This is a genomic window from Coraliomargarita algicola (assembly GCF_033878955.1).
Classification (GTDB): Bacteria; Verrucomicrobiota; Verrucomicrobiia; order Opitutales; family Coraliomargaritaceae; genus Thalassobacterium; species Thalassobacterium algicola.
Window position 1 is genome coordinate 1,941,588 of sequence record NZ_CP138858.1, and the last position, 24,752, is coordinate 1,966,339.

General features: G+C 51.5%; 23 protein-coding genes and 2 tRNA genes. 14 read left to right on the top strand and 11 right to left on the bottom strand.

Annotated elements, in window-relative coordinates:
* The first annotated feature begins 38 nt into the window (after positions 1–38).
* Both radD and SH580_RS07460 read left to right on the top strand, forming a co-directional pair.
* Positions 39–1,775: a DNA repair helicase RadD gene (radD, locus tag SH580_RS07455; protein ID WP_319834387.1), complete on the top strand. Its 1,737-nt coding sequence runs from the start codon at positions 39–41 to the stop codon at positions 1,773–1,775.
* Between the two features lie 172 nt (positions 1,776–1,947).
* The gene (locus SH580_RS07460) at positions 1,948–2,859 is read left to right on the top strand and encodes an ion transporter (protein ID WP_319834388.1); all 912 of its coding nucleotides are present in this window, start codon (positions 1,948–1,950) and stop codon (positions 2,857–2,859) included.
* Between the two features lie 43 nt (positions 2,860–2,902).
* On the opposite strand, the gene SH580_RS07465 is transcribed toward SH580_RS07460, so the two are convergent.
* Positions 2,903–4,180: a glycoside hydrolase family 140 protein gene (locus tag SH580_RS07465; protein WP_345786254.1), complete on the bottom strand. Its 1,278-nt coding sequence runs from the start codon at positions 4,178–4,180 to the stop codon at positions 2,903–2,905.
* Between the two features lie 335 nt (positions 4,181–4,515).
* Here SH580_RS07465 and hpt point away from each other — a divergent pair, with 335 nt between their 5' ends.
* On the top strand, positions 4,516–5,058 hold the full coding sequence (gene hpt, locus SH580_RS07470; protein ID WP_319834390.1) for a hypoxanthine phosphoribosyltransferase: 543 nt from the start codon (positions 4,516–4,518) through the stop codon (positions 5,056–5,058).
* Between the two features lie 33 nt (positions 5,059–5,091).
* On the opposite strand, the gene SH580_RS07475 is transcribed toward hpt, so the two are convergent.
* Entirely contained in the window at positions 5,092–6,078 is a 987-nt protein-coding gene (locus SH580_RS07475) for a transposase (RefSeq protein ID WP_319834391.1), read from the bottom strand.
* Positions 6,079–6,386: 308 nt separating this feature from the next.
* Between SH580_RS07475 and SH580_RS07480 the strand changes: the two genes are divergently transcribed.
* Complete coding sequence (locus SH580_RS07480) at positions 6,387–7,037, top strand: PEP-CTERM sorting domain-containing protein (protein ID WP_319834392.1); 651 nt, start codon at positions 6,387–6,389, stop codon at positions 7,035–7,037.
* Positions 7,038–7,324: 287 nt separating this feature from the next.
* On the opposite strand, the gene SH580_RS07485 is transcribed toward SH580_RS07480, so the two are convergent.
* Positions 7,325–8,200, bottom strand: a complete 876-nt coding sequence (locus SH580_RS07485) for a LysR family transcriptional regulator (protein ID WP_319834393.1) — start codon at positions 8,198–8,200, stop codon at positions 7,325–7,327.
* Positions 8,201–8,343: 143 nt separating this feature from the next.
* Here SH580_RS07485 and SH580_RS07490 point away from each other — a divergent pair, with 143 nt between their 5' ends.
* Both SH580_RS07490 and SH580_RS07495 read left to right on the top strand, forming a co-directional pair.
* Positions 8,344–8,736 (top strand): DoxX family protein, encoded by a 393-nt coding sequence (locus SH580_RS07490; RefSeq protein WP_319834394.1) that lies wholly within the window; start codon positions 8,344–8,346, stop codon positions 8,734–8,736.
* Between the two features lie 334 nt (positions 8,737–9,070).
* The gene (locus tag SH580_RS07495; RefSeq protein WP_319834395.1) at positions 9,071–10,084 is read left to right on the top strand and encodes a transposase; all 1,014 of its coding nucleotides are present in this window, start codon (positions 9,071–9,073) and stop codon (positions 10,082–10,084) included.
* Here SH580_RS07495 and SH580_RS07500 read toward each other — a convergent pair.
* The 3 genes from SH580_RS07500 to SH580_RS07510 form a co-directional block, all read right to left on the bottom strand.
* Positions 10,055–11,062: an NACHT domain-containing protein gene (locus tag SH580_RS07500; RefSeq protein WP_319834396.1), complete on the bottom strand. Its 1,008-nt coding sequence runs from the start codon at positions 11,060–11,062 to the stop codon at positions 10,055–10,057. The two genes, SH580_RS07495 and SH580_RS07500, sit on opposite strands and share 30 nt — an antisense overlap.
* A 75-nt stretch (positions 11,063–11,137) precedes the next feature.
* A complete protein-coding gene (locus SH580_RS07505) occupies positions 11,138–14,392 on the bottom strand; it encodes a ribonucleoside-diphosphate reductase subunit alpha (protein ID WP_319834397.1) in 3,255 nt (1,084 codons plus the stop codon).
* A 129-nt stretch (positions 14,393–14,521) separates the two neighbouring features.
* A complete protein-coding gene (locus tag SH580_RS07510) occupies positions 14,522–15,604 on the bottom strand; it encodes a ribonucleotide-diphosphate reductase subunit beta (RefSeq protein ID WP_308985197.1) in 1,083 nt (360 codons plus the stop codon).
* 443 nt (positions 15,605–16,047) lie between these two features.
* Between SH580_RS07510 and SH580_RS07515 the strand changes: the two genes are divergently transcribed.
* The 5 genes from SH580_RS07515 (at position 16,048) to SH580_RS07535 (ending at position 17,899) form a co-directional block, all read left to right on the top strand.
* Entirely contained in the window at positions 16,048–16,695 is a 648-nt protein-coding gene (locus SH580_RS07515; RefSeq protein ID WP_319834398.1) for an RNA polymerase sigma factor, read from the top strand.
* A gap of 34 nt (positions 16,696–16,729) precedes the next feature.
* Positions 16,730–17,155, top strand: a complete 426-nt coding sequence (locus tag SH580_RS07520) for a hypothetical protein (RefSeq protein WP_319834399.1) — start codon at positions 16,730–16,732, stop codon at positions 17,153–17,155.
* A gap of 3 nt (positions 17,156–17,158) precedes the next feature.
* A complete protein-coding gene (locus SH580_RS07525) occupies positions 17,159–17,638 on the top strand; it encodes a DUF3106 domain-containing protein (protein ID WP_319834400.1) in 480 nt (159 codons plus the stop codon).
* A gap of 93 nt (positions 17,639–17,731) precedes the next feature.
* Positions 17,732–17,804, top strand: a tRNA-Lys gene (locus SH580_RS07530).
* A 19-nt stretch (positions 17,805–17,823) separates the two neighbouring features.
* Positions 17,824–17,899 (top strand) — tRNA-Thr (locus tag SH580_RS07535).
* A gap of 191 nt (positions 17,900–18,090) precedes the next feature.
* On the opposite strand, the gene hisB is transcribed toward SH580_RS07535, so the two are convergent.
* On the bottom strand, positions 18,091–18,693 hold the full coding sequence (gene hisB / locus SH580_RS07540) for an imidazoleglycerol-phosphate dehydratase HisB (RefSeq protein WP_308984192.1): 603 nt from the start codon (positions 18,691–18,693) through the stop codon (positions 18,091–18,093).
* Positions 18,675–19,766, bottom strand: coding sequence for a histidinol-phosphate transaminase (gene hisC / locus SH580_RS07545; RefSeq protein WP_319834401.1), 1,092 nt, complete (start codon positions 19,764–19,766; stop codon positions 18,675–18,677). The genes hisB and hisC overlap by 19 nt, the downstream gene beginning before the upstream one ends.
* 142 nt (positions 19,767–19,908) lie before the next feature.
* Here hisC and SH580_RS07550 point away from each other — a divergent pair, with 142 nt between their 5' ends.
* On the top strand, positions 19,909–20,802 hold the full coding sequence (locus tag SH580_RS07550) for a nucleotidyltransferase family protein (RefSeq protein WP_319834402.1): 894 nt from the start codon (positions 19,909–19,911) through the stop codon (positions 20,800–20,802).
* A gap of 1 nt (position 20,803) precedes the next feature.
* Here the strand turns inward: SH580_RS07550 and SH580_RS07555 are convergent, their stop codons facing one another.
* The 3 genes from SH580_RS07555 to hisD form a co-directional block, all read right to left on the bottom strand.
* Entirely contained in the window at positions 20,804–21,181 is a 378-nt protein-coding gene (locus SH580_RS07555) for a type II toxin-antitoxin system VapC family toxin (protein ID WP_319834403.1), read from the bottom strand.
* On the bottom strand, positions 21,181–21,411 hold the full coding sequence (locus tag SH580_RS07560; RefSeq protein WP_319834404.1) for a hypothetical protein: 231 nt from the start codon (positions 21,409–21,411) through the stop codon (positions 21,181–21,183). The genes SH580_RS07555 and SH580_RS07560 overlap by 1 nt, the downstream gene beginning before the upstream one ends.
* Before the next feature lie 90 nt (positions 21,412–21,501).
* Entirely contained in the window at positions 21,502–22,797 is a 1,296-nt protein-coding gene (hisD, locus tag SH580_RS07565) for a histidinol dehydrogenase (RefSeq protein ID WP_319834405.1), read from the bottom strand.
* 252 nt (positions 22,798–23,049) lie between these two features.
* Between hisD and SH580_RS07570 the strand changes: the two genes are divergently transcribed.
* Positions 23,050–23,802 (top strand): hypothetical protein, encoded by a 753-nt coding sequence (locus SH580_RS07570; protein ID WP_319834406.1) that lies wholly within the window; start codon positions 23,050–23,052, stop codon positions 23,800–23,802.
* 116 nt (positions 23,803–23,918) lie between these two features.
* Complete coding sequence (locus tag SH580_RS07575) at positions 23,919–24,752, top strand: hypothetical protein (RefSeq protein WP_319834407.1); 834 nt, start codon at positions 23,919–23,921, stop codon at positions 24,750–24,752.

Consider the following 24,752-nt stretch of genomic DNA (forward strand, 5'->3'; position numbering starts at 1 on the left):
CTATACTTTGCGAGGCGCTTCACATAGCCTATCGCTCAATGTATACTCTCAGATCATACCAACAGAAAGCGGTCAACAGCACCCTTCAATACTTCAGGAAGCAGCGTCATCCTGCCGTCATCGTGCTGCCGACCGGGGCTGGCAAAAGTTTAGTCATCGCAGAGTTAGCTAAAATTGCTAAAGGCAGAGTCTTAGTGCTCGCCCATGTTAAAGAGCTGGTGGAGCAAAACCATTTGAAGTATGAAAGCTATGGCCTGCAGGCGGGCATCTATTCCGCGGGCTTAAATCAAAAGGACCACTCTCAAAAGGTCATATTCGGCAGTATTCAGTCTGTAGCCAAAGCAAAAGATACTTTTTTTAGCGATTTCACACTATTGGTCATCGACGAGTGCCACCGCGTAAGCATGGAGCCAGAAAGCCAATACGCAAAAGTCATCCAACAGCTCAAGCGAAACAATCCCCGTATCTGTATTCTGGGGTTAACCGCCACTCCCTATCGCTTAGGACACGGCTGGATCTATAACTACGCACTCCGCGGGGAAATTAAAACGCAAGAACTTCGCTTCTTTAAGCACTGTATCTACGAGCTACCGCTGGAGTATATGATCCGAAACAAATTTCTGACGCCCCCGGTGAAAGTCGACATTCCTGTCACTTCGTATGACTTCTCCGAACTCACCGAAACAGGCCAAAGCTATACCATGGCTCAACTCGAAGAAGTGCTACAACGCCAGAGACGGCTCACCCCACTGATCATAAAGAACATCATCGACATTACCGAGCGCGACCAGCGCCAAGGCGTCATGATTTTCAGCTCCACAGTGAAACACGCACAGGAGATTATGGACCACCTGCCCGCGGGGCAGGCCAGATTGGTAGTCGGCACCACCGAACTCAGCGAACGCGATCAAATCGTGGATGATTTCAAACGAAAAGCGTTTAAATACTTAGTCAATGTATCCGTGTTAACGACTGGTTTCGATGCCGCTCATGTCGATGTGATCGCGATTCTACGCCCTACAGAATCAATCAGCTTGTATCAACAAATCATCGGGCGCGGCCTGCGATTGGAAACCGGCAAAAAGGATTGCTTGGTCTTAGATTACACGGGAATGGGACATAGCATCTTTAGTCCAGAAATTGGAGACAAGAAGCCCGCATCCGAGTCAGTTCCGGTGCAAATCCCCTGCCCCGAATGCGGCTTTGTAAATGATTTCTGGGGCATCGTCGACGAAGCGGGGAATGTGCTGGAGCACTTTGGACGCAAGTGTCGCGGAGGAAAGTTGAACCCACACAGCTACGAATTCACCCCTTGCGGCTATCGTTTCCGCTTTAAAATTTGCGAACAATGCGGCGCACAAAATGACATCACCGCCCGCGATTGTAGCACCTGTGGCAGCGTGCTAATCGATCCTGACGTAAAACTCAAAGAAGCGAAACTCTCTAAAGACGCTCACGTGCTCACACCCGACTCGATTGAAATGTTAGAGCGCGTCGACAAAAAAGGGACTCCATATCTTCAGGTAAAATACTACGATTACGACGCCAACTTCGTTGCTGAAATACACTACCTCAGTAATCCAAACAGTCTGAAGAAATTTAGTATCAACTTCTTAAGATCGCATCTGCGAAAGCCGGAATCGAAGCTTAACATCCGCTCCGTCAGCGAAGTCGTACAAATACAATCCCAGTTGAGAATGCCAGCCTTCGTAATCGCCCGTAAACAGGGCAAATTCTGGAAGATTACAGAAAAGATCTTCAGCGAAGAGCTCTAGGATACGTGCAAGCTTTTTGAGTGTTTATAATCCTCCAGATGAACGGCCAATCAAGAATCAACCATCCTAGTAGCACCCCCACCCACACACATGGTTCGATCTGCAATAATCCCGTGCTCATGACTTGAAAAAACAAAATAGGCTGCATACTACTCAGCGCTTTTTACACACAATGAGCGAACCTACTGCACAAACCACCCACCAAGGTTGGATCTTCCGAAAGATCGTCGATTCGCAGCTATTCTCATCCTTCATAATTGTTGTGATTGTTTTCGCGGGGATCTTAGTCGGCATAGAGACCTTTCCCTCCATTGTAGACCGCCACAACAAACTGCTGCATTTTTTAGACAATGTCGTATTGGCAATCTTCACATTAGAAGTCATTCTGAAGATGGCCGCCGAAAAAAGGCAGCCTTGGCGCTACTTTAAAGATGGCTGGAATATCTTCGACTTCAGCATCGTAGCTGTCTGCTTTCTCCCACTCGGAGGCAGCTATGTCGCAGTGCTGCGCCTCTTCCGACTACTTCGAGTCTTTCGTCTCATTTCAGTCATTCCGAAGCTGCAGCTTCTAGTCACCGCGCTACTTCGCAGCTTACCATCCATGTTCTATGTCTGCCTGTTGCTCTTTTTACTTTTTTACGTCTATGCGGTGATAGGTGTCATGCTCTTCAGTGGTAATGATCCAATTCACTTCGGTAACCTCTGGAGCTCCTTTCTATCACTCTTTCGTATCGTCACACTGGAGGACTGGACGGATGTAATGTATCTGCAGATGTATGGCTCGGACGTCTACCAAGGCTACAATCAAGCCCTGAACGGCCTAGAATTCACCCCTAAAGCAATGCCCATAATCGGAGCCTTCTACTTCGTATCTTTCGTCACCATCGGCACGATGATCATGCTCAACCTCGTGATCGGCGTCATCATCAACGGCATGGATGAAGCTCAGAAAGAAATCGCCGATCGCAACCTACACGACATGCTCACACACGAAAACTCGTACGACCAAACACGTGAACAGAAAATAACCCGCCTAAAACAACAACTAGATAAGGTATCGAAAGAGCTCTCGGACCTCATTTAGAATTGCAGTGCCAGAATCGAATTACCGATTCATAAATCACCGACTAGGATTGAATAACCAGCACCCAATCGTTTCCCTCTGCGATATCCGCTGGCGGTCTAAAGCGATGTATCCCACTCATGGCAGGAAGCTTTGCCAATGGGATTCGTGTCGCGTTACGCGGATTGAACCAGTAGCCAACGCTGGGGACCTCTGAAAGTTTAAGGGAGAAATGTGCTCCAAAAGGAGTGTAAGCGACGACGATATTCCCATCCAAACTTGCAGCGACACGGATCGTATCCGGACCTTCTTTAGGTCCTTCGATTAGTATGGACTCTGTGGGTCTAAGCTCTGTCCATGGTAGAGCACAGAAAAAAGCCTTCATGTATCCCATCTCATAGGCTCCCGGATAAAATAAAGCTTCGGACCAAGGGGTTCGAGGCTGTATCGCACCAGGAATTTCAGGCGTCCACATTTGCCATATACTATGATGCCCATATGTATGGCCCAGTGCGCCCGCGAGGACTGACCAATATGCTGCACGACGTATATCAAATGCATCGAAATAACCGTTCTGCTTTTTAAATGCGATAGCAATATCTTCGTAGCAAGGCTCGCCATCTAAGGCAGGCTTAGCTGGTTCTCGCTGGACATCTGCAAGCGTGGCTTTGAAATTGGGATAAGCTTTTTGGTGGTGCCCGCTTTGGTGCATGTTAAAATCAAGCCAGTCGGCGTCATGAAAAAAGTTGGAGGAACTCTGCCCTCCATATGGATGATATGTCATTAAATGCCGGCCGCCATCGCCCGCTTGTAAACCTTGGACCATCGCTTCAATAATAGCGGTATGTTCAGGAGTTTCCGGAATACGATCACCGCCGAGCACCCATACCACAGAGGCTTCTTTATAGCGCTGGCCAAGAAAATGACCAAAAGCTTCCGAATTATCGATATTAAAAATTTCCGGCCCACCGCCCCACTTCAAATTAAATTTATCGCCCCAAGTGGGCAGCAAGGCGACCTGTATCCCTAATTCGTTCGCATATTCTACCACACGATCCACATGTTGAAAATACGCCTCGTTCGGCTGGCGGGGATCCAGCTCGTAAAGCGGTAAGTCCCCGTTGCAATTAGGCACCTGCAAACCGTCTAATTCAGCTAAAATGACAGTTTGCACCACGTTAAACCCTTGGTCACGGCGAGTTTTCAAATAATGCACGGACTCCGCATAATCCAATCGGTGTAAGAGTTCCCAAGCCGTATCGGCCATCCAAAAAAATGATTCCCCCCAGAGGTCTGCAGATATCTTTGATCCGAACTGACTTGTAGCAGAGGAGCGCGCAATTGATTGGAGCTTTTCATTATTCAACACTAAATACGGAATCATCCCTGCAGGAAACGACGAGGCAACCTGTTGCCATCATTCCCGAAATGCCCTTAGGCATCTAAACTGCTTCAGTCATGAATCGATTGGTTAATTTCCTACATCGGCAAGTTCGACCTCATTTACACAGATCGACGATGACTTCTAAAACGATTTCCAGATACAACGCGAGCCCTTTATATCGCCACGCACCTGCCTCGCGGGGTAGACGCTTCCTCCATCGAATGGCCCTCCGCATCACACGGACTTAAAGTTTTGCATTGGCCTCAAATCCACCTTCAACTAACGACAGTATTATGAATGAACAAGGACTAAAAAAGACACTGCTCTCTCAAGAAGAGATCTCCGAAATAGTGACACGACTGGGCAGTGAGATTACTGAACACTACAAAAACTCCGATAAGGAGCTAATCGTAATTGGCCTCCTCCGCGGCTCTTTCGTATTCATGGCCGATCTTGTGCGTGAAATTAAACACCCAATGATCACAGACTTTATGACTATCTCCAGTTATGGTGATGGCACTGAAAGCACCGGTGATGTTAAAATAGTGATGGACCTGGACGAATCCATCACTGATCGCGATGTACTGCTAGTAGAAGACATCATCGACACGGGCAACACCTTCAGTAAAGTAATCCGCCTGATCGAAGGCCGTGGCCCCGCATCCCTACGGATCTGCACCTTACTCAGCAAACCCTCTCGCAGACAGGTCGAAGTAGACATAGACTTTTGTGGCATAGAGATTCCAGACGAATTTGTCTGCGGCTACGGACTCGATTTCGCTCAAAAATTCCGGAACGTCCCCTACATCGGCATCTACGAAGGCCCCGTTGATTAAACAAAACACCCACAATCCATTATAGATCAAGGTCTAACCAAACACTCGCGTTCGCAGGCCTTGAATCACCGCAAGATCCCCCCAATCCGCGCCCTTAAGAGCATGCGCCTTTGGAGCACGTTTTAGCCGTCGTTCAGCTTGCAAGGTGCCGGAAAAGCCCCTCACAAACTCAGCCGTGCCCAAGATAGCGCCATCTGTGAAGTAACGCACACGACACCGCAGAATCGTCGATTTAGGCAGACAGCCATCCTCCTGCTCCAAAACTTTCAAGGCAGTGCCCCTCGCCTGTTCACTTAACTGCACATCCGAAGCACGTTGACCAAAAATCAACCTACGATGCACTCTAAGAGCCGAATCGATCCGCTTCGCTCCATGGTCACTCCAGATACGAATTAAGCCTCGCTTCGCCGCGACCTCCCCAACGACCGCCTCTGCATAACCGCAAAAGCGGTAATCCTTCGGATCATTTACCAGCCCAGCCCGAACAGGATTCAGATCGATATAAGCAGCCATCGTCTGCAAGGGGTTCCCCGCACCTTCAACCAACACTGACTTAAAGCGCTCCGCCCACAAAGTGCCGTAGCGCTGATGAGAGCGATTATACCAAACTGAAAAGCGCTGTTTCACCCCCTTCATAAACTCAGAAACGTCCCCCATTCGGGCCAACAATTTGCGACGTATCGCGTCCGCATCCTCGCCCCCGGACTGCAGAAGCTTAAACATCTCATCCGCCGTCGCCTGCTGATATTTCGTCGGTTTTGGATAAAGCACTTTGTAGCGACGCTTCAATTCTACATCTGAAACAGAATCCACATTCGGCACACGCACAAGCACATGAAAGTGGTTCGACATTATACAATAAGTCAGCACTTCCACTCCACAGAAGTCCGCCACCTGACGGATCATCTTACGCAAGACCTCCTTCTCTCGATCCTTAAACAGAAGCTCCCCATTCACAGTGCGAGTCATGCAATGATACACCGCATCCCTACCCCCTACTTTCAATCGACGCGTTCTCATTACCAAATGAAGTATGCCACACACCTTGCCTGCGTCAATTATTATTTTTAGTCTGTCCCTTTTATTCCTATCCCTTTTATTCCTCCGGAACTCCTGATCGAGAACTGATGCTCCCAACAAAAAACTTGATAAATTGCCCCTGCGTAGAGCCCCTCATAAAGAACCAACAACTCACCAATATGGCGTGAGGTGCCCTGACTCCAAGATACTCCCTCTAAAAAAAATAATGACTTCACCGAAGAAGTTATCTATTAGTAATCACCTGAAGGCATTTTTCTGATGCTGTACCCACTTAACCAACAATTCTTATGCTAAATTTCAAGAAAACGTCTATCCTACTCGCTGGCGTAGCATTGTCTGCAGTCTCGGCACAGGCTTACATCGTTGTTAACTTTACAGGCGATATGAATCTAAACGTTCCGGGAGGAAACGCTGATTTCTATGATGGTTCAACTTGGGTTTATAGTTTAGAATTCAGTGCTACTGAGTATCAAGCAATTGGTGATTTCGTTGGCATTGTCTCGAACTCAGCAACTTTAACTATTAGCGGAGCCAGTGATCCGATGTATGATGGGACCATCAACATTGTTGATGTCCTACATTCAGACTTTGCGATTCTTCCCAACGTAGGTGGAAGCATTTACGGACTGGTATCGGCGGGCCTAACAAACGGTGAATTCGAGTTGGACGATCCTGTGCCATACCTATCTGGTTTAACTCCTTCTGGAGCATCGGTTCTAGAAGCGGCTCCGAATATAGGCGATCCTGTCCTCGCCGAACATTTCGACGGCATTACAGGACTGGAAAGCAACGCTGTTTATATTGCAACCGCTTCAGGGCCGGGGGCGAGTGAATATACCTTCGGCAATGTTTCGATTAGCGTCGTGCCAGAACCTTCCAGCTACGCACTAATCACGGGTGTTCTGGTCCTAGCGGTATCGATGCGGCGCCACAGATAGATGACTTTGATTCATGCCAAATCCAGACCTTGGAGCTAAAAAGCCCCCAAAGGGGGCACAGCCTCCCATGTCATCTTTTCGAGTCTTTAGAGTCCCCTTGGGCAAACAACCCCTAACGACATGCCCCCTGACTGAAGCAGATGAAACTAAGCTCCGTAGCAGGGTTGGCTCTGCCGCCCTGCCAATGACGATTGGCAATGCCACGAAATAAAAGCACTCGAGAAGATCCCAACAAAAACAAGATAAATTGGACTGGTGCTTTTTGAAGCCGTGAGCCCAATGATGGGCTAAGATAAAGTGTCTAATAGAGTGCGCAATGGCTTCGCAGAATCACCTTTATGCCAAGCAACGATTAAATCCCAAGTGGCCCCCTCATCGCAAACTGGTATGATCACCATACCTGGTCGCTTCTGGTCTCGGAGAAATGCCGGCATCACCACGACAAATCCTTCATTAGCAACCGCCGTAAAAGCATCGGATAGGTCCTCGGAAGTGCCTGAAATTTTCGGCCTGAATTTCCCGAAAGTCTGACACAACTGAGTCATCCGACGACGTAAGCCGAAATGCTCCGAGTCGGAGGCGATGAGGAAGGTCTCGTCCTTTAATTCAGCAAGCGCTATCGTCTGCCGGGAAGCCAGAGGATGTTCAGATGCAAGGCAAACAACGCTACTGACCTCAGCGACCTTCTTCGTGTGAAAATCCCGCCCCAGCAGGTTTCCGAGTTCCAAAGTCAAAGCCATATCCAGATTCCCTCGACGCAATTCGATGATCTGTTCACTCGGAAAGAGATCGATTAATTTTACTTTGGTTTCAGGTTTCAGTCGGCTAAATGCCTCTAATGCAGGTGCAAAGTGATCCTCAAATGCGGATCCAAGATAACCGATTCGCAATTCCTGATCATCACCCCTAATAATTCGGCGAACATCACGAAGGTTTGCGTCGTAGCTCTCAAGCAGTTGCTGCGTCCGTTCAGCAAGCGCTCGCCCGCCCGGAGTTGCCTGAACTCCCGTTGAACTCCGATTAAGAAGGGCGCCACCGACTTCATGCTCAAGTGCCTGCATCTGACGCGAGAGCGCAGACTGCGAAATATTTAGCCGGTCCGCAGCGCGATGCAGACTACCTTCTTCGAGGACTGCCAAAAAGGAGCGAAGCTGCGGAATCATACATGCTACCGTGATGCGCAAAACGCATCACCGCAATGCTAAAGAAACGCTACCGGAATCGTATATTCTGAGGTAGAATATACGCCATCAGTAATACGTGATCCGATCTGGAGCCGCTGACCTTACACTTCGACCAATAAAAAATGACACATATCGTTAAATCCGAATCCAAAGCAAAAAACATTACCCTATGGATCTTACAAGCATTCGTCGCTCTCGCCTTTCTCGGGGCTGGTTTTGCTAAACTATCTGGGCAAGCAACCATGGTAGAGACATTCAACCAAATCGGCGTGGGACAATGGTTTCGCTATCTAACTGGCAGCATTGAAGTGCTCGCGGCTATTATGTTGCTCATTCCCCGAGTGATACCAATCGGGGCGATTTTGCTGGTTTGCACGATGGCAGGAGCCGTTCTGACTCATCTGCTAATCATCGGTGGAACTCCTGTGCCTCCAATAGTCCTGCTTATTCTTGCAGCTGTCATCATCTGGGGACGAAAGCAAATGCTGTTATCACTGATAAAGAAACAACGATAGTTACGAAACCGCCGCCAAGCCCAGCAAATACAAAAAATGGGGTTGCCTATGTCCTGGTGCCGAACCGTCGAAAAGCCGAACGGGGTCATGTCAAAATGGCACGCACTTAAGCGGCTTCATCGAGAATATCAGCAAGTGACGATGCATGTAAAACGTAGCTGCCACTTGTGGCACGCCGCATAGAATCTAGCTGCCGAGCCACTTCTCAGACGCGGTCTTCACAAGTGAAGCCCCTACAATTTTAGCTACAAGCCAAATGGGGGCACAAGCCAAATGGGGTCATGTCGTTATCTTTGCAATTGACAAAATCCCCTCTCTGTGAACTCATAAAACAATGCCACGCAGCCTACGCATTGAGAAAGAGAATGGAGTCTATCACATCATCAACCGCGGAAACTACCGCCAGGATGTGTTTATCAACGAAGGCGCTCACGTATCCTTCGAGCAGTGCCTGTTTGAAACCTGCGAGAAGTGCGGGTGGATACTTGAAGGTTTTTGTGTGATGACCAATCACTTCCACCTGGTCGTGCGCACGCCGAAGGGCAACTTGATCTATGGTATGAAGTGGCTGCAATCCACCTTTGCGAATCGCTACCACAAGTTTCGGAAAGTGCACGGCAAACTATTCCAAGGACGCTACAAGAGCTTAATCGTCGAAGAAGACGGCTATCTGGGTGCCCTCCTTCACTACACACACTTGAATCCTGTGCGAGCAGGCATGACCGATGTCGCTGGACTGCGTCATTACCGCTGGTCGAGCTATTGGTATCTAAACCACCCAGCGAAGCGACCGGCCTTTATGGATTGCTCCGGAGCGCTACTCGCCGCCGGCGGATTGGCTGACACTAGCTATGGCCGACGTAAATATGCGGACTACCTCAATTGGCTCGCGAGCAACAAAACAGCACAAGACGAAATGGCTTTTGATAAAATGTGTCGAGGGTGGGCATTAGGCACTAAAGACTTCAAGAAAGCCCTCATCGCAGAAGCCACAGACACCAGTGAAAGTGACGATGAAGACGACGAACCAACCAAGAAAGTCCCGCGCTACGACGGGGCCACACTTCAAGAAGCCAATGAGCTCAGGTGGGAACTAGTGCTCGAGCAATGCATGCAGACACTGAATAAAACGGATGATGATGCGACCAAAGAAATGAAGTCAGCAGATTGGAAGATACTCATTGCCGCTGTCCTAAAATGCAAAACCAGCGCAAGCAATGTATGGATTGCAGATCAGCTTAACATGGGAGTCCCCCACGCGGTCAGTCGCTATGTCGGCGTATTCAAACAGAATGGAAATCACAATGAGGCGACATTCCTACAGCTCATTGCAAACATAACGACATGACCCTTTTTTTTTGAGCCGAGAATAGATAGAGCTCGGTTGCTCAGGTAAATCTCCCTGCCTAGAATACAAAAAAAGCAACTGAGATAAGATAAGAGGTCTATCTAGTAAATCTTCACTCGGGAACTGCTTAACAGTATCCAAAAATCCGTCAAAGCGATCTCCCAACCAAGCCCGTCCGATCAATTCAATTTGTGGTGAATCCAAGGGTAGGATTTCTATAACATCGAAGTGTTCGAAAGTCTTATCATAATCACCACTTCGACAAGAGGCTACAATCGATGGATTGGATAATAAGCCAGCAAGTGAGGATAGCTCATTTTTATAATTACTAAAATTCAGTAAACCAGTCTCATCCAATCCATCGACAAGGAGAACACACCCAGTTTTATTCATAAAACTGGCAACCTGATTAATCACTGGCTTTCCCGATAAAGTTAAGAACTCATACCTCTTCCGCTTTTTCAGGTCTGAGACGTCGTTTTTGAGAAATTTCGTGAGACCAATTTTTCCAATTACATGCTCAGATATTGTTTCGTCTTCACCTATATCTTTCATCCGTATTAATAACGGACAGTTAAATTTATCTTCCTCTGATTTGCTGGGCGAGAGTAAGCGAATCGCTAATCGTTTAATTGTAGTCGTCTTACCCGCTCCTGGATCTCCCAAAATCAAAATGTTAGATTGTCCACATAAGAGTTGAGATTCGTCGGAAACGGCCTCATCTAACAATTTCCCCCTAAACCTTCGAGGAGTTGTATGGAAATGCAAAGGCACACTCGTCCCATCAGTATCCATAGCTGACGCCATACCAAAAAATTGGATGCGCGACGCCCAATTACTAACCTCACGTAAATGCTGTTCTAAGCTCGACTGGATATCAACATCTTCAATATCGAACTCTTTTTCTCCGCTTTGAGCCTTAATAATATCGCGGACTATTGGCACCAATGTGATCGCGACCTTAACGTATTCGAGCATACATATTTAAAATCCTATGGGGTTTGGATAAGAGAAAGAAAAGGGCCGCCCTCCTGGGCGGCCCTTGTCGTTAATTTATTGGCAGGCTTCGCACTCTTCGCCGTTCATCATGGCTTCGAGGGAGCAGGCTTTTTGCTCGGCGGCAGTGAACTCCTTTTTAGGAGCGTCAACTGCCGGAGAGGCTTGGCCGGCGCGTCCCCTCACCTCTTTCTTTACGCTGGTAGTCGCTTTCTCAATGTTGGAAGCGCCTAGGCTGCGGAGGTAGTAAGTGGTCTTGAGGCCTTTGCGCCAGGCGTCGCGATACATGTGGGACAGGGTCTTGATGTCGGGCGATGCGATGAAGAGGTTGACCGATTGGGATTGGTCGATCCACTTCTGGCGACGGGCGGCGGCGTCGACGAAGTATTTATACTCGATGCCGAAGGCGGTGCGGTATTTTTCGCGTAGGTCTTGTGGCACGCCCTCGATGGAGTCGAGCTCGCCGTCGAAGTATTTGACTTGGTCGAGCATGTTCGCAGTCCAGAGGCCGCGCTTCTTGAGGTCGCGGACGAGCTCGCTGTTGAGCACGATGAAGTCGCCGGAGAGATTGCTCTTCACGAAGAGGTTCTTATAGGTGGGCTCGATGCAGGGCGTGGTGCCCATGATGTTCGAGATGGTGGCGGTGGGTGCGATGGCGAGGACGTTGGAGTTGCGCATGCCGTTCTTGGCGATCTTCTCGCGCAGTGGCATCCAGTCCATCTTGCCGGCGCGGGGCACTTCGACTTTTTCGCCGCGCTCTTGTTCGAGCAGGTCGAGGGTGTCTTGTGGCATCAGGCCGCGATCCCACTTGGAACCTTTGTAAGTGCTGTAGGTGCCGTGCTCGGCTGCGAGCTCGGAGGAGGCTTCGTAGGCGTAGTAAGCGATGGCTTCCATGAACTCGTCGTTGAACTCAACGGCGGCTGGGGAAGCGAAGGCGATGTCTTTCTTATAGAGTGCGTTTTGCAGCCCCATAACGCCGAGACCGATCGGGCGGTGACGGCTGTTGGCTGTCTTGGCGGATTCGGTTGGGTAGAAGTTGATGTCGATGACATTGTCCAAGGCACGCACGGCGATGCTAATCGTCTCACGTAGCTTGGCGTGGTCGAGGTTGCCATCGGCGTCGAGGTGGGAGTCGAGCACGACGGAGCCGAGGTTACAGACAGCGGTCTCTTCGGCGCTGGTGTTGAGCGTGATCTCGGTGCAGAGATTGGAGCTGTGGATGACGCCGCAGTGGTCTTGCGGGCTGCGAATGTTGCAGGGATCTTTGAATGTGATCCATGGGTGACCGGTCTCGAAGAGCATGCGGAGCATGACTTTCCAGAGGTCAATCGCGGGGCGCTTCTGGCCGAAAATTTCGCCGCGCTCGGCCATGGCTTCGTATTCGCAGTAGCGCTCTTCGAAGGCTTTGCCGTAGAGGTCGTGCAGGTCGGGGCATTCGTTGGAGCGGAAGAGTGTCCAGTGCTGACGAGCTTCCATGCGCTTCATGAATAGGTCGGGAATCCAGTTGGCCGTATTCATGTCGTGGGTACGACGACGGTCGTCTCCGGTGTTCTTACGCAACTCGAGGAAGTCGTCGACGTCGTTGTGCCATGTTTCGAGGTAGGCGCAACCGGAGCCGCGACGTTTGCCACCTTGGTTGACGGCGACCAGTTGGTCATTGTGCAATTTGAGGAATGGGATGACGCCTTGTGACTCGCCGTTGGTGCCTTTGATGAAACCGCCGGTGCCACGCACTGCGGTCCAGGAGCCTCCGAGACCGCCGGCCCACTTGGAGAGGAAGGCGTTGTCGGCGATGCCGCGGTGCATGATGGACTCGATGCTGTCGTCGACCTTGTAGAGGTAGCAGGACGAGAGCTGCGAGTGCAGTGTGCCGGAGTTAAAGAGTGTGGGCGTGGAGGAGCAGAAGCGGCGGCTCTTGTAGAGATTGTAGAGGCGCAGGGCGTAGCCTTCGCGGTCGTCCTTCTCATGGTGGAAGAGGCCCATGGCGACGCGAATCCAGAAGTATTGTGGCACTTCCAGGCGGCGGTGCTGCTTGGCAGTCTTATCGACGATCAGGTAGCGGTCGTACATGGTCTGCACACCGAGGTAATCGAAATCCAAGTCCGCGGAGGGATCGAGTGAGGATGCGATCTGATCGATATCGAAGTCGAGCAGCTTGGGATTGACGCGATCGATCTCGATCGCGCGCTTCAGGTAAGGCTTGAAGCCGCGGCGGTGCGCTTCCTTGAGGCTGTCGACACCATCGCGGACGATTTCCCAATCGAGAACTTCTTCGTAAATGTAAGTAAGCAGGATGCGGCCGGCGAATTTGGCGAAGTCGGCATCCTTCTCGATCATGCTCTTGGCATTGAGAATGATGGTCTTTTGCAGATCGGCGCGCTTCATCTCTGGATAGAGTGAGCGGCGAAGCTCTTTTTCGATCACGTCGGAGGCGATATTCAGATCCAGACCGATCGTGGCGAACTCGATACGGCGCTTGAGGTCGACCCCGTCCCAGAAAGTATTTTCACCGTTGGCTTCGGTGACGACAATCATGGACTCTTGCTGCGACTCGGGTGCGGGTGCGATTCCCTCTTCTTCGCGGACGCGGGAGCGATGGGCACGGTAGAGGATGTAGGACTCGGCGACCTTGAAGTGGCCCTGACGCATCATTTCCTCTTGCACGGCGTCTTGCACGTCTTCGATGTTGATGAAAGCTTGTCCACTGGCGACCAGACGATCCGTCACCGCGCGGGCGATCTCGACGGCTGGATCGGAGTCGAGGTGCAAAGCTAGGAAGGACTTGCGCACCGCGATCTCGATCTTGGCTTCGCTCCAGGGCACCACTTGACCATTACGACGGATCAAGCGGATAGATACGGGCTCGCGCTCGACACTTTGCGCGGAGGTATTACGGCCGAACATGAGGCTGCGAGCCACATCGTGCGCGTCGTTTTCGATCAGCGCCTTTTCGATCAGCAAGTGCACATCATGGGTAGAGAGCTTGAGCGCCCTGCCCTGCTCGATCGAAGTAGCCAGCACAGAGCCGACGCTCTTGGCGACGTTGGCCACAAACTTGCGGTTCACTTCCGTGAAAATTTCATCTTCCTGACGCGAGAGCAACAGGTCGGTCAGCGCGTTACCAATGGTATCGGCAATCTCGGCGAGATCGAAATCACGCTCGGAGCCGCCGGCATCCACTTTGATTTCCGGGCGTTGTAGTCGGTCCTCGCCGAGCACGGAGCCCCACTCGAAACGAGGCTTCTTTTCTTTAGGTGTGGAGGCGAAGCGTTTAAGCTCCAGATCTTCTTCGAAGGAGAGTTTATGTATCATGAAACAGTATGTATAGAGAGATAAGCAGGCGTGAAGAGGCCCGTGCCAGGCATCATATTATGTCTTTGGGAAACAGAGCCTGCTGGATGAATGCAGGCTCCGTGCAGTAGGATTTTCTATCGAAAGAAATTACAGCTCGTCATCGTCGACCGAACCAAGCGCGGAGGCCTTTTGATATTCGGTGACGCGACCTTCGAAGAAGTTTTGCTCCTTCTTAATATCCATCATTTCGGCCAACCACGGGAACGGATTCTCGGTGCCGGAGCTGATCGCTTTCAGGCCCACGTCTTCTAGGCGGCGATCGGCGATGTAATCAATATATTGGCAAAACTCGTCCGCGCTCAGGCCAACTGAGTTCACAGGCAGGCAGTCGCGAATAAATTCCTTTTCCAGCGAGACTGCCTCACGCATGAGGTCGCGCAGCTCTTCCTTAAACTCGGGTGTCCAGACATCCTCGTTCTCTTCGATCAGGTCCATGATCAAATTGCGGAATACTTCGATGTGATTGGACTCATCGCGCAGGGTGTAGCGGAACATTTGGCCGATGCCAGGGAACTTGTTCTGACGATAGAGCGAGAGCACCATGCCGAAGAGACCGTAGAACTGCGTGCCTTCCATGCATTGCCCAAAGAGGAAGAGGTTTTTAGTGAAAGCCTGCTTATCCTCGGTGGTGGTCAAATCCATGTCGCGACGCAGCGCGCGCGAATTGCTGACCACGAAATTGGTCTTTTTCTCGATAGTGGGAATGTCTTCGAACATCGCCTCACACTCGTGCGGGTTAATTCCGAGCGAGCTGATCATATAGACCAAGGAGTCGGCGTGGATATTTTCCTCATGAGCGTGACGGCCCAGCAAGAGCTTGAGCTCTGGAGCGGTGACCAACTCGCGCGTGACATGCTGCACATTATCCCCGACAATGCCTTCGGCCGCGGAAAAGTAACCGATCGCCATCTTAATAATCCAGCGTTCAGCGTCGGAGAGGTCAGCACTGCGCCAAAGCTCCACATCCTTCTGCATAGGAATATCCTCCGGCTCCCAGTGATTATTCTTCATCGTCTTGTACAGATCGTAGGCCCACTGGTATTTGAGCGGCAGGATATTAAAGAACATGGTATCCTTACCATTAATGATCTTTTTGGCCGCAAAAGCCTCTTCAGCTTTGGCTTGGTCGAGGACGAAGGTTTTATCACCGATTGTGTAGGTTTTTTCCATGGATAATATGCGTAGTTCTGGAGATGAGATTTAGAAAAAAGTGCTGGCGAAAAATCCCTCGAAGTGGAGACAGCTGACGCCGTGACTGAAGATGTTGCAAGGTAACAAGATAGTGCGCCCGAGGCAGCGAGCGGCACCGAAATGAAGCGCGGAGCATGAGAGCTCTAGATTCCCATGTCAACAAAAGGCACACAAGATATTGTAACTTTTCAGAAATACACCACTATATCTAGTGAATGCCCCTTATTTGGCTGCTATCAGCATGTGAGCAAGTCTTAAGCCGCAAGCAAGCCAGAGATGCAAATTCAGCGAATAATTTTTCAAGCAAACTCGCTCGTAAAAGCAGATCTGATTGATTTATAAAAGCATAGCGACCACGAGCCATCCACAGGCTCGAAATTCGCTGCAACTTTCTAAGAGCAAGGACGATTTAATCTCTACACATGGCATCTACTCTTACAAGTTTCAAACCGTCCGAATGGGTCGAACAACTCGCCCCACGCCCACGGCACATGCACACAAGTTCAACAGCCCCCAGCCAGCCCGTCGAAGATATCGACAGCGCGTGCCTACGTGCACTCGCTGAAGGTGATCGCGCCGCCTTTGCGCAAATCGTCGAGCGCTGGCAGACGCGCCTGATTAATTTCTTTTATCGAGCCACAGGCAATCGTGCCGACGCCGAAGACCTCGCACAAGAAACCTTCATCGAGCTCAACCGGGCAGCGCCTCGCTACCAAGCACAGGGCACCTTCAACGCATTTATCTTCACCCTCGCCCGCCGCCGACTGATCGACGGCTACCGAAAAAAAGCCCGCCGCCCACTCGAATTTGTCGATCCCGGCGAGTATTTCATGCAGAGCCAGCCTGAAGAGATCGACCAAAGCCGCGAAATCGAAGAAGCCTTCCACCGCGCACTGGCCACACTCCCCGACAATCAACGCAACGCAATTCTCATGCTGCAACAACAAGGCCTCAGCTACGAAGAGATCGCGCAAGCGCTCGACGCCACTGTCAGCGCTGTAAAAACCTGGATCCACCGCGCCCGCACACACCTGCGCCACGAACTGAAAGACATCCACCAGCAAGATTAAACAAGCGCTAACAATTTAAACCTCCCACATCACCATGAAACCGAACCACCACAGCGATCCGCTCGACCGACAAATCGACGCCCTCCTCGCCAGCCGCCCGCTCAAACCGAGCGACGACTTTGCCGCACGCGTGCTCGCACAGGCCGAGGCCGAGACTGCCACGCAACACGCAAAACGCCCACTCAGCAAGCTCATCAAGTTCACCCTACCACTCGCCGCAGCCTTCGCGCTCACACTGAGCTTACTACAGCTCAAATCTGGCCCCAAGGAAGGCACACTCACCGCCCACACAAACAGCGCGAATAGCGCCACCGACACAGCTACGAGCTTAAACACAGCAGAAGCGCAGGAAATCTTCATCCTTGAAGAAAGCCTCGCCAATCTAGCCACGCTCAGCACTACCGACTTCGGCACCAAGAACCTACTCAGCACCCTGGATGCCCTTTACCTGGAGATCTAACCAATGAAGACCATCATCACATTGCTATCACTCACACTCGTCTGCCTAGCACCACTCCAAGCAGACCCGCAACGCGGAGAAGGCCCGCCCCAAGGCAGACAAAACGAAACACGCATGCTCCACCACTTACTAGAAATGGAGCAAGAAGACCTCACCGCGCTACGAAAAACCATCGAACGCATCGAGCGCATGACGCCCGAAGAAAAGGCATTACTACGCGAACGGATCAGTAAACTAGAGCGAATGAAACCTGAGCGTCTGGAGGCCATGCGCAAACATTTCGACTCGATTGACCCCGAAACACGCGAGGCCATGCACCAGCGCTGGCTGGAAATGACCTCCGAAGAGCGTCGCAATTGGCGCAAAAAGCTACACGAGATTCCCGAAGAAGAGCGCATCAACCTATTTAAAGAGCAGGGATTCCTCCCCACTCCCGGTAAGCCGCCCAAGGGACCAAGACCCCTCCGTACAGAAGACGAATAATTAATTTAAAAAAAATAAATCGATGGCTTGACAGAGCGGACTTCAGTAACAGTCTCCGCATCTTCGTTAGCGATTAACGTCACTGACACACCTGCTGGATTAGCTCAATTGGTAGAGCAGTTGACTCTTAATCAATTGGTTCGGGGTTCGAGTCCCCGATCCAGTAGGCACAGTTTTTATACCAGGCCACCTTAGCTCAGTTGGTAGAGCAGTTGATTTGTAATCATCAGGTCGTCAGTTCGACTCTGACAGGTGGCTCCATTTGAAGCCGCTCTACTACTGGTAGAGCGGCTTTTTTGTTGCTAAATTCGGGAATGTCGCAAGATGGCAAAAACGACATGACTCGACCAGATACACGGGCGAATAGCGGGCGACACGACGCAAACAACGGCTCTCGCCGTCATCCTACGTAAAGAAGTCGCTTGCCTTGGTATTACCGAAATACGTACGGCCTAAATAGAGAGCGTGCCTTTGGTGCTGGGCAGGGCGTCGGCCATTCGGGGGTCGACCGAAGTCGCGACATCGAGCGCGCGTGCAAAGGCTTTAAAAATAGCCTCGGCGATGTGATGCGGCTCTTCACCATACTCTAGGTTGATGTGCAGGTTGCAGGCGGCCTCGTTGGCAAAGGCTTGGAAAAACTCTTTGACGAGCACGATATTGAAATCGCGCACCATCGGGAATTGATAGGCAACCTTATAGACGAAGGCCTGGCGATTGGAAAGATCCAGCACGACACGCGCGAGCGACTCGTCCATCGGCAAGAGGAAGAAACCGTAGCGGCGAATGCCACGCTTGTCGCCGAGTGCCTTTTTGACGAGCTGCCCCAGCACGATGCCCGTATCTTCTACCATGTGGTGGTAGTCCACATCAAGATCGCCAGTGGCTTTGACCTTGAGATCGAAGAGCCCGTGCTTGGCAAAGAGCGTGAGCATGTGATCGAAAAACGGGATCCCGGTATCAATTTCTGATACGCCGGAGCCATCGACATTCAGCTCCATTTGGATCTGAGTCTCTTTCGTGTTGCGGGTGAGTTGTGCTATGCGTGGTTCGGCCATGATTCGACGGCGGTTAAGAATGCCTTCATTTCTGCATCTGTTCCTATGCTGACTCGAATGAAAGCGCAAGTTAAAGGATGCGAGGGGAAATAGCGCACGAGCACGCGCTGTGATTTGAGATGCTCGAACAGATCGGCGGCCACTTCGGCGTTGGACTCTCCCGCGGCGTTTTTAGGCTCGGTAAACAGGAAATTGGTCGCGGAGGGATAGGTGAACCAACCATAGGCATCCAACTGTGCACGCGTCGCTTCGCGGGTGGCCATCACCTTCTGGCGCTGCACTTCGAAGTAATCGACATCCTCGAAAGCAGCCAAGGCGGCGGCTTGCGCCACGCGATCGAGATTATAGGCATCGCGCACGCGGTCAAGTATACCAATGATCGGCGCCGCAGCCATAGCGAAACCGACGCGCATGCCCGCGAGGCCGTAGGACTTGGAAAAGGTGCGCACCACCACCAGATTTTCATAATCCTTGAGCAGCGTGACCGCGGACTCGCCGCCGAAATCGACATAGGCTTCGTCCACGACTAAGAGGCCATCAATCGCCTGAAGGGCTGCTTCGATCTGCGACAGTGGAAAAGCGACACCTGTCGGCGCGTTGGGATTGGTCAGAAAAAAGACTTTTGCCTGCGTCGCTGCCATCGCGTCGACATCCAGCTGCATGGAACGATCAAAATTGACATCCAATAGGCCCTGCCCCGACATCCCGGCCACCACGGGATAGAGTGAATAACTCGGCACAGTGTGCCCTGCGCCCGGAGCCGAAGCAAAGCAGCGGGTGATCAAATCCAGGATATTATCGGAGCCGTTGCCAATAATGACATTGGCCTGCTCCAGCCCAAAGCGCTGCCCAATCGCTGCGCGTAATTTGGCACTGATCGGCTCTGGATACTTACGTAGATCCGCAAGCTGGGCAGCAATCGCATCGGCCACCTTCGGTGAAGGCGCATACGGGTTTTCATTGGTATTGAGCTTCACCCAGCCCTCCCCTTGTGGCTGTTCGCCGGGCACGTAGGCGTGCAAATCTTGTATGTGCGGCAGCGCACGGTCCAGGGCATCAAAAGTCTTCTTCATTAGATGATAGATAGAAGAACTATTCGCCGCGGAGATTCAATCGGAATATCCATCTTCCAGTGCGAAATACACCGCAGGAGCCCAGAATAATCTACTAGGTTTGAATTGTCAGGCACACGCGCGGCACTTATCACCCTCATTGATGCAAGCAACTCTCTTACTACTCGCGGCCGGAATGGGCTCCCGCTACGGCGGACTGAAACAACTCGATGCCATGGGGCCATCGGGCCAGACCATGGTCGACTACGCGGTGCAAGATGCGGTTCGCGCGGGCTTTAGCAAAGTGGTGTTTGTCATTCGAAAGGACTTTGAAGACGCCTTTCGCACGCAAGTGGGTGAGAAGCATACGGATACAATCGAAGTCTGCTATGCCTTTCAGGACCTCAACGACCTCCCGGGCGACTATCGTGCGCCGGAAGGCCGCAGCAAGCCATGGGGCACCGCCCACGCGGTGCGAGCAGCGCGCGACTGCATCCAAGAGCCCTTCGCGGTGATCAATGCGGACGACTTTTACGGGCGCGAAGCCTACGCGCAAATGGCCGCACAACTGAAAGCGACCGACCCCAAGCAACTCAGCGCCAGCATGGTCGGCTACATTCTGCGCAATACGCTCTCACCACACGGCACCGTGAACCGCGGGATCTGCTCACTCGACGGCGACAATTTACAAGGTGTCGAAGAATACACAGCGATCGGCCACGACGCCGACGGCGAGCTACGCGGCATCAACCTAGCCGACGAACGCGTGTCGCTGTCACCGGAAGCTGTCGTTTCGATGAATTTCTGGGGCTTCACACCTGCGATCTTCGAACACTTGGAAGCCGGCTTTGAAGCCTTTTTACAAGCGCGTGGTCACGAAGAGAAATCGGAGTATTACCTACCCAGCCTAGTCGACAGCCTGATTCAAGAGGGCGCGATCCGCTGCCCGGTCTTACAGACCGAGAGCCCCTGGTTCGGCGTCACCTACCCCGACGACAAGGCCCGCGTAGTTGCCAGCATTCAAAAGCTCACCGACGACGGCGTTTACGAAAACTAGCTCAGACCCGCAAGGGCTGAAATTCGAGGTCTGGAATGAACTGATAGTGCTTAATGTTCGATGAACAAAGTACGCGGTTATTTTCGACAGCAGTGGCTGCGATCAGGGCATCCCCTGCTCGCAAGCCATGCGAAAGACTGTATTGGTCAATATAGACGCTGGCTCGATGCCCGATATTTTCCGTCAGAGGAAGCACTTCGATTTGCAAGTCCCGAATAAAAGCCTTAGCACGCTTTTGCTGCTGCTTGTCTTTTGCACATTGCAACAACTCGAGATAGGTCTGTAGAGAAATCGCGCGAGTCTCAGCCGCATCCAAATGACGAGCCGCCTTTAAATTTCCCCGTTCGATCCAGATTAAGACATCGGTATCGAATACCACTAGTAACGTCCTCCGCGCAGTTCCTCCATCACCTCTTCAACCGAGCCTTCAGCCTGAGACGAAGCAAAAAATGCGTGAGCTTCGGCTTTCACATTTTCATCATGCCCACGCTCAGGAATAATACGTCCTTTGGTTTTACCACGATAGAGTAGACGCACCTCTTCATTGCGATCCAAGGCGCGCAAGACCTCTTTGGTCTTATAACGAAGATCTACGACACTCGCTTCCATAATGTCTAAACAAACTAGACATTTCGCAAAATGTCAAACTCTACGAGGATGGCTAGTCTACAGATAAAAATGGAAGCGATCGAAATCGACCTAAAGCCGAATCGTTAGCGACTTGCCGTGCGCGTCGAGTTTTTCCAGACGTGCGAAGGTCTCCACCACCGGCGCGGCATTGGCTAGGCTTTTAGCATTGTAACGCACGGTGCTGGAACGACGCATAAAATCAGTGGCTTGCAAGCCGCTGAAAAAGCGTCCGACACGGCCGGTCGGCAGCGTGTGGCTGGGACCCGCCGTAAAGTCCCCCAATACGGTCGGTGTTAAATAGCCCTGTAAGATGGCTCCCGCAGTCGTGATTTGCTTACTCAGCGGCTCGATGGATTTGTCAGCAACCTGCAGCTCCAAGTGCTCGGGGGCAATATAGTTGGCCACCTCAGCGGCTTGAGACAATTTCTTACAAGTGACCGCCAGGCAGCGACCGTCCAGCACCTTGGCACATTTCTCCGCATGCGTCAGCGACGGCATTTGTTGCGCAATGGCTTTCTCTACCTTCTTGAGCAGCGCTTTGCTGGTGGTGGCGAAATAAATGATCTCCTTGCCGCTCCCGTGCTCCGCTTGCGCCAGCAAATCGGCCGCAACATGCTGCGGATTGGCTCCGGAATCCGCGATAATCATCACTTCACTGGGCCCTGGTAATAAATCGATCCCGATGGTGCCCAACACCTGACGCTTGGCCTCCATCACGAAGGCATTGCCCGGCCCAAACACTTTATCCACAGCCGGAATCGTCTGAGTGCCGTACGCCATAGCACCAATCGCTTGAATGCCCCCTACTTTATAAACCTCGTCGATCCCGATCATGGAAAGCGCCGCCAACATCGCAGGTGCAATTTGCCCCTCCGCATCCGGCGGCGTGCAGACCGCAATCTCCGGGCACTTGACCAACTTGGCCAAGACAGCCGTCATCACGACCGTCGACACCAGTGGCACATTTCCGCCAGGAATATAGAGGCCGACACGTTGGATCGGATAAAAGCGTTCGCCGACGATCCCGCCTTGTGCGTTTCTGGCTTTCCAGTTTTTGGGCAGTGTTTTCTTATGAAATTCCTTAACCAGCGCGATCGACTCGCGAATCGCCTTACGATCGGCTGGACTCAGAGATTTGACCGAAGCCTTGAGCTCCTCATCTGAGACTCGCATTTGCTTGGCCGCCAATTGAGCACCGTCGAATTTTTCGGTGTATTCGAGCACGGCGGCATCCCCACGCTGACGCACCTCAGCCAAAACAGCAGAAACCACATCAGTCACGTCCCCCGCGACGATCGCCTGCTCGCAGAATGTTCTGAGGGCTTGTTGAAATTTGGGCGTATCGGAAAATTCGATCTTTTGCATAATCACGTGAGAGGAACACTTCGATCCCAAGATCGCAAGAATTCAGATCAACAAAATCTGATGACGCCCTCAGCAGCATAGCTCCGCCCCCGACCTGCAAAGATCCCGAAATAGGCCGAAATAAAGATATGGAGCTTTTTTACTCCGTGACGGAGTAGTTTTTCAACGACCCGATATGCTAACTTATTGTTTTGCATCGCAATCCTCCTACCAGCGGAGCGACGCAATCCTAGAAACATAAAGTTAAATATCATGACTACACATATACTCAAACTATCGGCCATACTGATACTCGCAGCGAGCAGCGCACATGCGATCAATACAATTCCAACCACCGTTGGAGATCCCTCAGACATCTCCGCATTCAACAGCGCCGACGGTGAATACGAAGGCTGGGAAAATCTAAACTCCAGCAATACTGATATCGCTGGCTACGGCGGCAGCTATCCCGGCTATACCGCATGGCCCGATGCGATTGACTCCAACACCAGTGGCTCGACAGGTAACGGAGCTTATAATAAAACTGCGGGCGCCGGCTATGTGGGCAACACTAGTATCTATTCTTCGGATACCGGCAGCTTCAGCATTAGCAGCTCCGTCGATAGCTTGGACGACGTGAACACAGTCATCTTCCAATTCGATGCAGGCCTACAAGATGACTGGACAAATTACGTCGCCACACTCAGCTACAACGGCGGCAGCCAATCACTCACGGCCGACTACACTGCACTTACAAACGGAAGCTTTACCAATGAGTTTGGAGGCGAAACCATTTACTCCTCCAACATACTCTTCCAGTGGGACCTCAGTAGTATCGGCGATACCATTAGCGAATACGTCATCAGCTATGATGTCGCCGCGCACACACAGACCTACGCACTGCAACTCGACAGTAGCGAAGCCATCTTATCCGGCTCGGTCATCCCAGAGCCCAGCAGCTTTGCGCTGCTGGCAGGGCTGGTGGCATTCACCGGCTGCGCGACACGGCGCCGCCACCTGAAATAGCCCCACAACAGAGTTTTCTTCAGCACTGAAGCATCGGATCGAAAGGTCCGGTGTTTCTTCGCTATTCCGACACCTCCGAGTGAGGCGCTCAACACTCATTGCAACGAAACGCTACGATGCTCAACTCTCTCTACACTCGATTCATCCTTATTACTGTTGCCTTCGCAACTCAGGCATTACAAGCGCAGTGGACTGGCTTTAGTGATCCGGCATACGATGGCATCACTCAATACTCCGAATGGGAGCATTTCATCACCACCAACAACGCCACACCCGATGTCGCCAACGGAACCAACGGCAGCCTAAGTGAAACCACGGGAGCTGGCTTCCCCTCCTCGACACTTAATATTTACAGCTATTCGCTGGATACCCAATTTTCAATTTATGGCAGTTCTACCAATGATCTGGGACAGCTCAATTTACAGTTCGTCATCTGGGGCAGCGAAGACTTCCTCAATCTAGAGCCGCTGCTCCAAGTGACTGGTAGCAAAACGGGAATCGCAGCCGATAGCTCCAACCATGCCTCGGATGGCACGATCTATATCGAAGGACAAGGTGACATCGAGATCACAGTCTTTAGCTTCTTCTGGGATCTGAGCGAATACATCGTCACCGATTATCAGATCGACTTCGGTTTGGCCGTGCACACCAGCTTGGACAAAGTTCGTATCGATACCAGGACCGGCACATTGGTAACAGAGCCGGAGCCCATCGTCCCAATCGAGGTCACCACGTCCATCGTGGACGACGACATCGCACTCAATTTCCCGACCTATTCGGGCAATTACTACCAAATCAAATGGACCGACGACCTGACTAGCGCTGGAACCGTTAACAACTGGAACGACCTCGGCACACTCATCGCAGGCAACGGTGCCGTCCAGCAGATCATCGACCCAGACAGCAGCGAAGACGAACAACGCTTCTATTCGATCATCATCACCAACTAA